Source organism: Streptomyces sp. NPDC059009, from assembly GCF_042740175.1.
In the GTDB taxonomy this organism is placed as follows: domain Bacteria; phylum Actinomycetota; class Actinomycetes; order Streptomycetales; family Streptomycetaceae; genus Streptomyces.
Map to the genome: position 1 here is coordinate 21,680 of NZ_JBHYJB010000053.1, position 12,229 is coordinate 33,908.

Here is a 12,229-nt window from a genome sequence, read left to right on the forward strand (position 1 = left end):
GGCTCACTATGTGACACCGCGGCGGGGGGCCCCCCCCACCCGGGGCGCCGCCCCAACTCCCGTACAGGAGAAGCCCGTGCACGAAAGGCCCGTACACGAAAGGCCCGTACAGGAAAAGCCCGTGCAGGAAAAGCCCGTACAGCTGACGGCTAGCCCTCGCTCACGCCCAGCTGCTCCAGGATCAGCTCCTTGACGCGCGCGGCGTCGGCCTGGCCACGGGTCGCCTTCATGACGGCACCCACCAGCGCGCCCGCCGCCGCGACCTTGCCGCCACGGATCTTGTCGGCGATCGCCGCGTTGCCCGCGATCGCCTCCTCGACGGCCTTCGTCAGCGCGCCGTCGTCCGAGACGACCTTCAGGCCGCGCTTGTCGACGACCTCGTCCGGCGTGCCCTCGCCCTTCAGGACGCCGTCGATGACCTGGCGGGCCAGCTTGTCGTTCAGGTCGCCGGCGGCGACGAGCTCGGAGACGCGGGCCACGTGCTCGGGCGTGATGGGCAGCGCGCCCAGCTCGACGCCCTGCTCGTTGGCGCTGCGGGCCAGCTCACCCATCCACCACTTGCGGGCCGAGGCCGAGTCCGCGCCGGCGTTGATCGTGGCGACGATCGGGCCGATGGCACCGGCGTTGCGGATCGACTGCATGTCGTGGGCGGTGATGCCCCACTCCTCGATCAGCCGGTTGCGCTGTGCGAGGGGCTGCTCGGGGAGCGCGGCGCGCAGCGACTCGACCCACTCGCGGGACGGGGCGACGGGCACCAGGTCGGGCTCCGGGAAGTACCGGTAGTCCTCGGCGTTGTCCTTGATGCGGCCCGACGTCGTGGAGCCGTCCTCCTCGTGGAAGTGACGGGTCTCCTGGACGATCGTGCCGCCGGAGGACAGCACCGCCGCGTGCCGCTGGATCTCGAAGCGGGCCGCGCGCTCCACGGAGCGAAGGGAGTTGACGTTCTTCGTCTCGGAGCGCGTGCCGAACTTCTCCGTCCCGTTGGGACGCAGCGAGAGGTTCACGTCGCAGCGCATCTGGCCCTTGTCCATGCGGGCCTCGGAGACGTCGAGCGCCTTGATGACCTCGCGCAGCTCGGCGACGTACGCCTTGGCGACCTCGGGGGCCCGGTCGCCCGCGCCCTCGATCGGCTTGGTGACGATCTCGATGAGGGGGATGCCCGCGCGGTTGTAGTCGAGCAGCGAGTGCGAGGCGCCGTGGATGCGGCCGGTGGCGCCGCCCACGTGCGTGGACTTGCCGGTGTCCTCCTCCATGTGGGCGCGCTCGATCTCCACACGGAAGATCTCGCCGTCCTCCAGCTGCACGTCGAGGTAGCCGTTGTAGGCGATCGGCTCGTCGTACTGGGAGGTCTGGAAGTTCTTCGGCATGTCCGGATAGAAGTAGTTCTTCCGGGCGAAGCGGCACCACTCGGCGATCTCGCAGTTGAGAGCGAGGCCGATCTTGATGGCGGACTCGACGCCGATCTCGTTGACGACCGGCAGCGCGCCGGGCAGGCCGAGACAGGTCGGGCACGTCTGGCTGTTGGCGTCCTGCTTCAGCTCGGTCGAGCAGCCGCAGAACATCTTCGTCTTGGTGCCGAGCTCGACATGGACCTCGAGGCCCATGACGGGGTCGTACGACGCCAACGCGTCCTCGTACGACAGAAGTTCGGTGGTCACGATGGAAACTTTCCCTCTCAGCCCAGCAGGACGTCGTCGTCGCCGAGGCGCTTGAGCTCGCGCACCAGGAGCGCGACGCCGGTGACGATGGCGGCGGCGGACACGGCGGCGTCGATCAGGCGCAGCGTGTCGCCCTCGAAACGAGCCTTCTTGGCCTGCTTGACCACGCTGATCGCGCCGAACGCGGTGGTGCCGATCGACAGATACGTACCGGTCTTGGACTTCTTGAAGCCCTTGGCCTTGCTCACAGCACTACTCACAGCGACGGAGCCTCCTCAAGCAGCGGGTGGCCCCACTTTTCCACGAAGGCGGCCTCGACGGCAGCGCCCACCTTGTACAGGCGGTCGTCCTTCATGGCGGGGGCGATGATCTGGAGCCCGACGGGCAGGCCGTCCTCCGGCGCGAGGCCGCAGGGCAGCGACATGGCGGCGTTGCCCGCCAGGTTGGTCGGGATCGTGCACAGGTCCGCGAGGTACATCGCCATCGGGTCGTCGGCGCGCTCGCCGATCGGGAAGGCGGTGGTCGGCGTGGTCGGCGACACGATGACGTCGACCTGCTCGAAGGCCGCCTCGAACTCGCGGGTGATGAGCGTGCGGACCTTCTGGGCGCTGCCGTAGTACGCGTCGTAGTAGCCGGAGCTGAGCGCGTACGTGCCGAGGATGACGCGGCGCTTGACCTCGTCACCGAAGCCCGCCTCGCGGGTCAGCGCGGTGACGTCCTCGGCCGACTTGGTGCCGTCGTCGCCGACGCGCAGGCCGTACCGCATGGCGTCGAAGCGCGCGAGGTTGGACGAGCACTCGGACGGGGCGATCAGGTAGTACGCGGACAGGCCCAGGTCGAACGAGGGGCAGTCCAGCTCGACGACGGTGGCGCCGAGGGACTTGAGCAGCTCCACGGACTCGTTGAAGCGCTGGACGACGCCGGCCTGGTAGCCCTCACCCGCGAACTGCTTGACGACGCCGACGCGCATGCCTTCGACGCTGCCGTTGCGCGCGGCCTCGACGACCGCGGGGACCGGGGCGTCGATGGAGGTCGAGTCCAGCGGGTCGTGCCCGGCGATGGCCTCGTGCAGGAGGGCCGCGTCCAGGACGGTACGGGCGCAGGGGCCGCCCTGGTCCAGGGACGAGGAGAAGGCCACCATGCCGTAGCGGGAGACACCGCCGTACGTCGGCTTGACGCCCACGGTGCCGGTGACGGCGGCGGGCTGGCGGATGGAGCCGCCGGTGTCGGTGCCCATGGCGAGCGGCGCCTCGTACGCGGCGAGGGCCGCGGAGGAGCCGCCGCCGGAGCCGCCGGGGATGCGGGTGAGGTCCCACGGGTTGCCGGTCGGGCCGTACGCGCTGTTCTCGGTGCTCGACCCCATGGCGAACTCGTCCATGTTGGTCTTGCCGAGGATGACGACGTCGGCGGCCTTCAGGTTCTTCGTGACCGTCGCGTCGTACGGCGGGATCCACCCCTCGAGGATCTTCGAGCCGACCGTGGTCGGGATCCCCTCCGTGGTGAAGATGTCCTTCAGCGCGATCGGCACACCGGCGAGCGGCCCGAGCTTCTCGCCCCGGGCACGCTTCTCGTCGACGGCACGGGCCTGCGCGAGGGCACCTTCCCTGTCCACATGCAGGAAGGCGTGCACCTTCTCGTCGACGGCCTCGATGCGGGCCAGGTGCGCCTCGGTGACCTCGACGGCGGTGAGGCTGCCGTCGGCGATCTTCGCGGCGATCTCGGCGGCGGTGAGCTTGATGATGTTGACGTTGCTGTTGTCCGTCATGGTTCTTAGTCCTCCCCCAGGATCTGCGGCACCTTGAAACGCTGCTGCTCCTGGGCCGGGGCGCCGGAGAGCGCCTGCTCGGGGGTGAGCGACGGACGGACCTCGTCCGCGCGCATGACGTTCGTCAGCGGCAGCGGGTGAGAGGTCGGCGGTACGTCTTGGTCGGCGACCTCAGAGACGCGGGCGACCGCGCCGATGATGTCGTCCAGCTGTCCGGCGAAGTGGTCGAGCTCTTCGGCCTTCAGCTCCAGACGTGCTAGGCGGGCGAGGTGGGCGACCTCCTCGCGCGTGATGCCAGGCATGCAGCGATCCTCTGGGGTGAGTGTGTGGGTTGTGCCCCCAATCCTATGGGGCGCGAGCGGTTGCCCGTGCAGCGGTTTCTCCCCGCCGCTCCGCGACGGTCTCTACGCCGCTCCGCGACGGCTGCTGCCCCGCTCCGCGGGGCCTTCCCCGGCGCTCCGCGCCGGGTCTCCTCGCCGCTCCGCGGCAGCCTCTTCGCCGCTCCGCGCCGGGTCTCCCACCCGCCCACCCGTTCTCTGCGACGCGGGACACAGGTCATGTGTCCCCTCCCACGGACCGGCGGCCGCAGGCCAGGGCGCCCTACTTGGAGGACCGCTCCCCCTCCGCGGCCTGAGCGGCAGGCCGCTGCCAGCCCCGCGACCCCCGCGCCCGCAGCCACGCCGTCGTCTCCTCCTCCGGCATCGCCGCCGCGACCAGCCACCCCTGCACCGCGTCGCACCCGAGGTCCCGCAGCCGCTCCCACGTCTCGTCGTCCTCGACGCCCTCCGCGACGACGAGCAGGCCCAGCGAGTGCGCCAGGTCGACGGTGCAGCGCACGATCTCGGCGTCCTCCGTGTCCACGGCGAGGCGGGCCACGAACGACCGGTCGATCTTCAGCTCGCTCACCGGGAGCCGCCGCAGGTGGACCAGGGACGAGTAGCCCGTGCCGAAGTCGTCGAGCGACATCTTCACCCCGTGCCCGGTCAGTCCGGCGAGCGTGTCCGCCGCCCGCTGCGGGTCCTCCAGAAGCACGTGTTCCGTTATCTCCAGTTGGAGCGCTCCTGCCGGGACCCCGTGCCGGGCGAGGCGGGCCGCCACCGCTCCGGCGAAGCCGGGGGTGTGGACGTCACGCGGCGAGACGTTCACCGCGACGGGCACCTTCAGGCCCTGCGCCTGCCAGCGCGCGACCTGCGCGAGCGCCGTCTCCAGCACGTACTCGGTGAGATGCGGCATCAGGCCGGACGACTCCGCGATCGCGATGAACTCGTCCGGCGGGACCTTCCCGCGCTCGGGGTGCACCCAGCGCACGAGCGCCTCCAGGCCCGCGACCTGTCCGTCGAAGCGCACCTTCGGCTGGTAGTGCAGCTCCACCTCGCCCGCGTCCAGGGCCCGGCGCAGATCTCCCAACAGCCCGAGGCGGTCAGGGGTGTTGGAGTCCCGCTTCGACTCGTACACCTCCACTCCGGTGCGGTCGCGCTTCGCCTGGTACATCGCGACGTCCGCGCGCCGCAGCAGTCCCTCCGCGTCCAGCGCGTGGTCCGGGAAGACGGCGAGCCCGGCGCTCGCCTCCAGGACCAGCGTCAGTCCGTCCAGGTCGAGCGGGGAGCCGAGCGCCGCGACCAGGGAGCGGGCCACGCGGGACGCCGACGTCGTGGAGTCGGCCACCGGGAGCAGCACCGCGAACTCGTCGCCGCCGAGGCGGGCCGCCTCCGCGCCGCGCGGCAGGGCGAGCCGCAGCCGGTCGGCGATCTGCAACAGGAGCCGGTCACCGGCGAGATGGCCGAGGGTGTCGTTGACGGAGCGGAAGCGGTCCATGTCGATGAGCATCAGCGCGCACCGCGCCCCAATGCGCTCGGCGTCGTCGATGGCCGTCCAGGTGCGCTCCAGGAGCCACTGCCGGTTGGGCAGCCCGGTCAGCGGGTCGCGCAGCTGTTCCTCCGCGCGGGCCCGGGCGATCCACAGTGTGGAGTCGAGCGCGACCAGCGGGATCGCGAAGAGGGGCAGCAGAATCGGCAGCGCTGTCGCCACCACGCAGATCAGGGGTGCGATGCCCAGCAGGGCCACGCCGACCAGGCCCTGTCTCACGAGGGCGGTGCGGGTGACGGTCGGCAGCGCCCCGGAGCGCGGCGCGTGCACGTACCACAACAGGACGCGGGTGACGCCGAGATACGTGGCGGCGACGAGCGCCACCTCGGGGGCGGTGTACAGGTCCCAGCTCTCGGGCAGCCAGGGCGACTCGGCCGAGGGCGCGGTGCCGAACGCGGCCATCGCGAGGGCGGCGGCGCCGATGCCGAGGAGGTCGACGGCGCCGTGCAGCAGGCCCTGCCGCCAGCGGTTGCGCCGGGCGACGCTGACCAGCACGACGACGGTGAGGCTGACCATGCCCGCGGGCACCCAGCCGTACAGCAGGAGCACCGCGACGGTGAGGGCGCCACCCGAGCCCGTACCGCCCCACCAGCGGTCGCGGCCGAGGGCGACGAGGTGGGCGACGATGAGTCCGGTGAGGACGGCGAGCGACCAGCCGACGGTGCCGGACGGGAACAGCGCGTGGTGGTCGGTGAAGGCGTGGAAGAAGCCCGTGCCGAGCACGACCGCGGCGGCGGCCACGACGGCGACGGGCAGCAGCGGCCAGGGCTCGTGGCCCTCCTGGCCGCCGTGCGGCGGATGCGGCCCGCGACGGTCCAGGACGCGCCACAGCGGCCGACGTGCTTCGGACGTCCGGGACTCGGCGGAGACGGAGGGCCGCGTCGCGGTCGTACGGGGGTCGGCCATACGGGAGTCGGTCGCACGGGAGTCGGTGGCGCCAGAGTCGGTGGCGCGGGGGTCTCTCGCCCGCTGCTCGGTCTCGGGCCCGGCTCCCTCCTGGACTCCGGTGCTCAGCACCGGGCCGATGGGCGTTCCCCCGGCCGTGGTCCGCCGGTCCGCGGCGCGCGCCCCGACGGGGCTCCGCTCCGGCTCGCGCAGCTCAACTTCCTTGCCCTGTACGCCGGATGCGCGTGCGGCATCGGATGTGCCCGAAGTGCCACGGTCGCGGCGGCTGAACCAGGCGCCCGGCCCGGCCTTGAGGCGGGCTCGCAGCCGTGAGTCCGGGGCGACGCTCTCGGTCGGTTCCATTCCCGTCCCTCTCACAGCCGGCGGTGCCCACGCCACGCGGACCCAGTCCCAAGTCAGCCGCGTCTGAAAACCCTTCCCCAGGCTCTCGATGAGCAGGAGATACCCCATCCGCACCGGGGCACGGCAGGCGCACACCTCAACAGTAGGCCGCAGAAGGCTTCCACGGGCAGCGGTCGACAACGGTTGCCCGAATGCGACCCGGCCACCCGTATGCATCTGGTATGCGCTGAACGGGTGGCCTTCAACCGCTACTCCTCGGTCGGAAGCGCGACTTCCTTCGCGGCGTCCGGTCCCTGTTCCAGGAGGACCGCGAAGCCGTCCTCGTCCAGAACGGGGACCTTCACCTGCATCGCCTTGTCGTACTTCGAGCCGGGATTGTCGCCCACGACGACGAACGACGTCTTCTTGGAGACCGAACCGGTCACCTTCGCCCCACGGGACTGCAGGGCCTCTTTGGCGCCGTCCCTGGTGTGGTGCGCGAGCGTTCCGGTCACGACCACCGTGAGTCCTTCGAGGGGGCGGGGGCCCTCGTCGTCGCCGGTGGACTCCTCCTCCATGCGGACTCCTGCGGCCTTCCACTTACGGAGGATCTCGCGGTGCCAGTCCTCCTCGAACCACTGCTTCAGGGAGGCCGCGATGGTGGGTCCGACGCCCTCGACGGCCGCCAGCTCCTCCTCGGTGGCCTGCTCGATGCGGTCGATGGAGCGGAACTCGCGGGCGAGGGCCACCGCGGCGACCGGGCCCACATGGCGGATGGACAGGCCCGTGATGATGCGCGCGAGAGGGCGTTCCTTCGCGGCTTGAATGTTGTCCAGCATCGCCAGGGTGTTCTTCTTCGCCTCGCCCTTCTGGTTGGCGAAGAACGTGACGACCTTCTCCTCGCCGGTCTTCGGGTCGCGCTTGGGCAGGCCGGAGTCCTGGTCCAGGACGTACGACTTGATGGGGAGCAGCTCGTCGACCTTGAGGTCGAAGATGTCGCCCTCGTCGAGGATCGGCGGGGTGGAGGGCTCCAGGGGGTTGGTGAGGGCGGCGGCCGCGACATAGCCGAAGTTCTCGATGTCCAGGCACTTGCGGCCGGCCAGGTAGAAGAGGCGCTCGCGCAACTGGGCCGGGCACGACTGGCCGTTCGGACAGCGGAGGTCGATGTCGCCCTCCTTCATGGGGCGCAGCGCCGTCCCGCACTCGGGGCACTCGGAGGGCATCTCGAACTCGCGCTCGCTGCCGTCCCGCAGGTCCACGACGGGGCCGAGGATCTCGGGGATGACGTCGCCCGCCTTGCGCAGCACGACCGTGTCGCCGATGAAGACGCCCTTGGCCTTCACCACGTCCTGGTTGTGCAGGGTGGCGAACTCGACCTCGGAGCCCGCGACGGTGACGGGCTCGACGACCGCGTACGGCGTGACGCGGCCGGTGCGGCCGACGCCGACTCTGATGTCGACGAGCTTGGTGTTGACCTCCTCCGGCGCGTACTTCCAGGCGATGGCCCAGCGCGGGGCGCGGGAGGTGGAGCCGAGGCGGCCCTGGAGGGGGATCTCGTCGAGCTTGACGACGACACCGTCGATCTCGTGCGCCACGGAGTGGCGGTGCTCGCCGAAGTGGGCGATGAACGCCCGTACGCCGTCGAGGTCCTGGACCACCTTGTTGTGCTGGGCGGTGGGCAGGCCCCATTCGTGGAGGAGCTCGTAGGCGTGCGAGAGGCAGTCGATGTCGAAGCCCTCGCGGGCGCCGATGCCGTGCACGACCATGTGCAGGGGGCGGGTCGCGGTGACGCGCGGGTCCTTCTGGCGCAGTGAACCGGCCGCCGCGTTGCGCGGGTTGGCGAAGGGCTTGTCGCCCGCTTCGACCAGGCGGGCGTTGAGCTCCTCGAACTTCTCCATGGGGAAGAAGACTTCGCCGCGGATCTCGACGAGGGCGGGGATGCGCTCGCCCTTGAGGCGCTCGGGGATGTCGGCGATCGTGCGGACGTTCGGAGTGATGTCCTCGCCGGTGCGGCCGTCGCCGCGGGTGGCGGCGCGGGTGAGTCTGCCGTCCTCGTACGTCAGGTTCACCGCGAGGCCGTCGACCTTCAGCTCGCACAGGAAGTGGAAGTCGGTCGTGCCGACGTCCTTGGCGACGCGGTCGGCCCAGGCGCCGAGCTCCTCGTCGTCGAAGGCGTTGTCGAGGGAGAGCATGCGCTCGCGGTGCTCCACGGACGCGAAGTCCGTCTCGTAGGCACCGGCGACCTTCTGGGTCGGGGAGTCCGGGGTGCGCAGCTCGGGGTGCTGCTCCTCCAGCGCTTCGAGGGAGCGCAGGAGCTTGTCGAACTCGGCGTCGCTGACGACCGGTTGGTCCTTCACGTAGTACCGGAAGCGGTGCTCCTCGATCTGTTCGGCCAGCTGGGCGTGCTTGTCCCGTGCCTCGGCGGGCACTGTGCCTTGCTGTTCGACAGCCACCGTCTCGTCCTCCCGTTACCTTCAGACCCCGTTACTCAGGGTTGTCCGCGAGTGATCTCGCTGCCCGGGCGCAGTGGGCGAGCGCCTGTCGTGCGTACGCGGGCGACGCGCCCGCGAGTCCGCACGACGGAGTGACCGTGACCGACTCCGCGAGAGAACCCGGATTCAGCCCCAGCCTGCGCCACAGCGACCTGACACCCATGACGCTACCGGCAGGGTCTGACAATGGGCCGTCCACGCCGGGCACGACACCGGCGAACAGCTGTGTACCGCCCTCGACGGCCTCCCCGATCACCTCGTCGTCACGCTCGGTGAGCAGCGCGAAGTCGAACGAGACGGCGTCGGCGCCCGCCCTGCGCAGCAGCGCGAACGGCACGTCGGGGGCGCAGGAGTGGACGACGGTCGGTCCCCCGTCGACGCCGTGGACGGCGAGCACGTCCCGCAGGGTGCTCTCGACGAGTTGGCGGTCCACGGCGCGGTGGGTGCGGTACTCGCTGGCCGTCTTGATCTGTCCGCGCAGCACCGCGATGAGCGAGGGCTCGTCGAGCTGGAGCACCACGTCGGCGCCGGGGACGCGGCGGCGCACGTCCGCGAGGTGGGCGCGCAGGCCCTCGGCGAGGGAGCCCGCGAGGTCGCGGCAGGCGCCCGGGTCGCTGAGCGCGGCCTCGCCGTTGCGCAGCTCCAGGGCGGCGGCGAGGGTCCACGGGCCGACGGCCTGGACCTTGAGCGGTCCCTCGTACCCCTGCGTGAACTCCTCGAGGGCGTCGAGGTCTTCGCCGAGCCAGGAGCGGGCGCGCCTGGTGTCGCGCCCGGGGTGGTCGCCGATGCGCCAGCCGCTGGGCTCCACGCGCGCGTACAGGTCGACGAGGAGTCCGGCGCTCCGGCCGATCATGTCGGCGCCGGGCCCGCGCGCGGGGAGCTCCGCGAGGTACGGGATGCCCTGCTCGGCGCTCTCGAAGGTGCCGGTGACGGTCTTCGCGGCCTCGCGCGCGTCACCGCCGGGCATCGATCCGACGCCGGTGGCCGCTCCCCACACACCTGCTCTCCGCACGCGTTCGCTCATCGGCCGGGCCGCACCGTCAGGTCGTTGACCTCCGCGTCGCGCGGCAGGTCGAGGGCCATCACGATGGTCGTGGCCACGGACTCGGGGTCGATCCAGCGCGTGGGGTCGTACTCCTTGCCCTCCTGCTGGTGGATCTTCTGCTGCATGGGGCTGGCGGTGCGGCCGGGGTACACGGAGGTGACCCGGACGCCATTGCCGTGCTCCTCGTGGCGCAGGGAGTCGGCGAGGGCCTTCAGTCCGTGCTTGGAGGCGGCGTACGCGGACCAGTCGGCGTTGGCGGTCAGGCCCGCGCCCGAGTTCACGAAGATCACGTGGCCCTGGGCGACGCGGAGTTGGGGCAGGAAGTGGCGGGTCAGCTCGGCGGGCGCGATCAGGTTCACGTTGAGCTGGTGGCGCCAGGACTTGGGGGTGAGCTCGCCGACCGGGCCGAGGTCGGCGACGCCGGCGATGTGCAGCAGGGAGTCCACGCGGTCCGGGAGCGTCTGGTGCCCGAAGGCCCAAGAGATCTTGTCCGGGTCGTCCAGGTCGCCGACGAGGGTGCGCGCGCCGGGGAACTCGGCGGCGAGGTCCTTGGCGCGCGCCGCGTCGCGGGCGTGCAGGACGAGGTCGTCGCCGCGGGCGTGCAGGCGGCGGGCGACGGCGGCGCCGATGCCGGAGCCCGCGCCGGTGATCACATGTGTAGCCATGGGCCCATCGTCGCATTCCGGCCGCGCGGGGCCGGAACGCGCCCAGGGGCCGAGACGGTCAGACCTGTCCGCTCGACTCCTCCAGGTACGCCAGCGCCCCGACCGGCTCCTCGGCGAAGAAGACCAGGTCGGTGAGGGGCACCGGCAGGAAGCCCTCGTCCTCCATGCGGCGGAACTGCTCCTTCAACCCGTCGTAGAAGCCTGCCGAGTTGAGCAGCACGACCGGCTTGGTGTGCTTGCCGTGCTTCTTCAGCTCCAGGATCTCGGTGGCCTCGTCGAGCGTGCCCGTGCCGCCCACCATGATCACGACGGCGTCGGCCTTCTCCAGGAGCAGCGCCTTGCGCTCGGCGAGGTCGCGCGCGATCACCATCTCGTCCGGCGCGGACACGGTGCGGGCCTTCGCGGCGAGGAAGTCCACCGAGACCCCGAGGAGCCGCCCGCCCGCCTCCTGCACGCCGTCCGCCACGACCTTCATCAGGCCGCTCTCCGAGCCGCCCCACACGAGCGTGTGGCCGCCCTTGCCGAGCAGCTCGGCGAACTCGCGGGCGGGGCGGGTGTAGCGGTCGTCGAGGTCGGCGGCGGAGAGGAAGACGCAGATGTTCATGCGCCCACGGTACGACGCACCTCCGACACCCGGGGCTCGGGCAGCAGGGACTCCGTCCGGCTGTCCTTCGGGGCGTGGGTGATCCGGATCTTCGACTGGCCGTGCGGCTTGTCCTCCCAGTCGGCCATGAAGCGGGCCGACAGGCCGTGCTGCGCGGCGAGTTCGACGAGGGTCTGGGTGCGGTAGTAGAAGTCCTCGCGCAGGACCTGGTGCTCCTTGCCCTCGGTCCGGTCGAAGGTGAAGTCGAAGTGGCCGCCGGGCGCGAGGACGCGGCCGACGTGGGCGAAGCACTCCTCGATGACGTGCAGCGGCGAGTGCGAGAAGACGCTGTGCGCGTGCACGACGTCGAAGTGGGCGTCGGGCAGGAAGTCGAAGGTGAGGTTGTCGACGAGGGTGAGGTGCGGGGTCTTGGCGCGCAGCCCCTGGCTCACCAGGGTGCGCTGGGCGGCGAGGAGGATGTCCGGGGAGATGTCGATGCCGTGGTAGTGCCCGGCTTCGAGGTGGTCGATGAAGAGGCGGCCCGCGCGGAGGTTGCCGCAGCCGATCTCCAGGAGGCGGTGCTCGGGGCGCAGGCCGTGCTCCACCAGGTAGTCGAACTGCATCTTGCCGATCCACGTCCACCGGTCGACCGAGGGGCCGCCGCCGACCGCCGCCTCGGCGCTGCGGGCCGCGTCGGAGGCCATCACCGCCCGGTAGTACGCGACGTGGTCGCGGTGCTTGACCCGGAGCACGGCGTCGCGCAGGGCGCGGCGCAGATGGGCCGGAACGCGGCCGGGGTGCCGCAGGGCGTAACGGGCCTTGTGGACCAGGGACTTGCGGTTCCGCTTCAGGTCGTCGGCAGCCACACGCGCCTCCATGACAGTGAGTGATGAGCCATTGCGGAGCGTGATTGTGTCATGGCGCGGGG

At 71.2% G+C, this 12,229-nt stretch carries 9 protein-coding genes and 1 pseudogene; all 10 read right to left on the minus strand.

All coding sequences use genetic code 11. The features are described 5' to 3' along the window. Positions 1–149 precede the first annotated feature (149 nt). The gene (gatB, locus tag ACFWYM_RS38695) at positions 150–1,661 is read right to left on the minus strand and encodes an Asp-tRNA(Asn)/Glu-tRNA(Gln) amidotransferase subunit GatB (RefSeq protein WP_384848323.1); all 1,512 of its coding nucleotides are present in this window, start codon (positions 1,659–1,661) and stop codon (positions 150–152) included. Positions 1,662–1,675: 14 nt separating this feature from the next. Beyond that, a complete protein-coding gene (locus ACFWYM_RS38700; protein ID WP_384848199.1) occupies positions 1,676–1,918 on the minus strand; it encodes a hypothetical protein in 243 nt (80 codons plus the stop codon). Then, complete coding sequence (gatA, locus tag ACFWYM_RS38705) at positions 1,915–3,423, minus strand: Asp-tRNA(Asn)/Glu-tRNA(Gln) amidotransferase subunit GatA (RefSeq protein ID WP_384848202.1); 1,509 nt, start codon at positions 3,421–3,423, stop codon at positions 1,915–1,917. Before gatA ends, ACFWYM_RS38700 begins: the two co-directional genes overlap by 4 nt. Before the next feature lie 5 nt (positions 3,424–3,428). Continuing rightward, on the minus strand, positions 3,429–3,725 hold the full coding sequence (gatC, locus tag ACFWYM_RS38710) for an Asp-tRNA(Asn)/Glu-tRNA(Gln) amidotransferase subunit GatC (RefSeq protein WP_010984178.1): 297 nt from the start codon (positions 3,723–3,725) through the stop codon (positions 3,429–3,431). Between the two features lie 298 nt (positions 3,726–4,023). Continuing rightward, a pseudogene (locus ACFWYM_RS38715) lies at positions 4,024–6,090 on the minus strand (putative bifunctional diguanylate cyclase/phosphodiesterase); the annotation flags it as partial. A gap of 695 nt (positions 6,091–6,785) precedes the next feature. Continuing rightward, positions 6,786–8,969 carry an NAD-dependent DNA ligase LigA gene (ligA, locus tag ACFWYM_RS38720; RefSeq protein ID WP_384848205.1) on the minus strand — a complete coding sequence of 728 codons (2,184 nt, stop codon included), beginning with the start codon at positions 8,967–8,969 and terminating at the stop codon, positions 6,786–6,788. A gap of 31 nt (positions 8,970–9,000) precedes the next feature. Next, positions 9,001–10,032, minus strand: a complete 1,032-nt coding sequence (locus tag ACFWYM_RS38725) for a methionine synthase (protein ID WP_384848208.1) — start codon at positions 10,030–10,032, stop codon at positions 9,001–9,003. Beyond that, complete coding sequence (locus tag ACFWYM_RS38730; protein WP_384848211.1) at positions 10,029–10,718, minus strand: SDR family oxidoreductase; 690 nt, start codon at positions 10,716–10,718, stop codon at positions 10,029–10,031. Before ACFWYM_RS38730 ends, ACFWYM_RS38725 begins: the two co-directional genes overlap by 4 nt. Before the next feature lie 58 nt (positions 10,719–10,776). Continuing rightward, positions 10,777–11,322 carry a TIGR00730 family Rossman fold protein gene (locus tag ACFWYM_RS38735; RefSeq protein WP_384848214.1) on the minus strand — a complete coding sequence of 182 codons (546 nt, stop codon included), beginning with the start codon at positions 11,320–11,322 and terminating at the stop codon, positions 10,777–10,779. Further along, positions 11,319–12,167 (minus strand): class I SAM-dependent DNA methyltransferase, encoded by an 849-nt coding sequence (locus ACFWYM_RS38740; RefSeq protein ID WP_384848217.1) that lies wholly within the window; start codon positions 12,165–12,167, stop codon positions 11,319–11,321. The genes ACFWYM_RS38735 and ACFWYM_RS38740 overlap by 4 nt, the downstream gene beginning before the upstream one ends. Between the last annotated feature and the right edge of the window lie 62 nt (positions 12,168–12,229).

What these genes read in the sequence shown, in the direction of transcription:
- ACFWYM_RS38730 (WP_384848211.1), bottom strand. Translation starts at nt 10,718, where the DNA reads ATGGCTACACATGTGATCACCGGCGCGGGCTCCGGCATCGGCGCCGCC.
- gatA (WP_384848202.1), bottom strand. Translation starts at nt 3,423, where the DNA reads ATGACGGACAACAGCAACGTCAACATCATCAAGCTCACCGCCGCCGAG.
- ACFWYM_RS38735 (WP_384848214.1), bottom strand. Translation starts at nt 11,322, where the DNA reads ATGAACATCTGCGTCTTCCTCTCCGCCGCCGACCTCGACGACCGCTAC.
- gatC (WP_010984178.1), bottom strand. Translation starts at nt 3,725, where the DNA reads ATGCCTGGCATCACGCGCGAGGAGGTCGCCCACCTCGCCCGCCTAGCA.
- ACFWYM_RS38725 (WP_384848208.1), bottom strand. Translation starts at nt 10,032, where the DNA reads ATGAGCGAACGCGTGCGGAGAGCAGGTGTGTGGGGAGCGGCCACCGGC.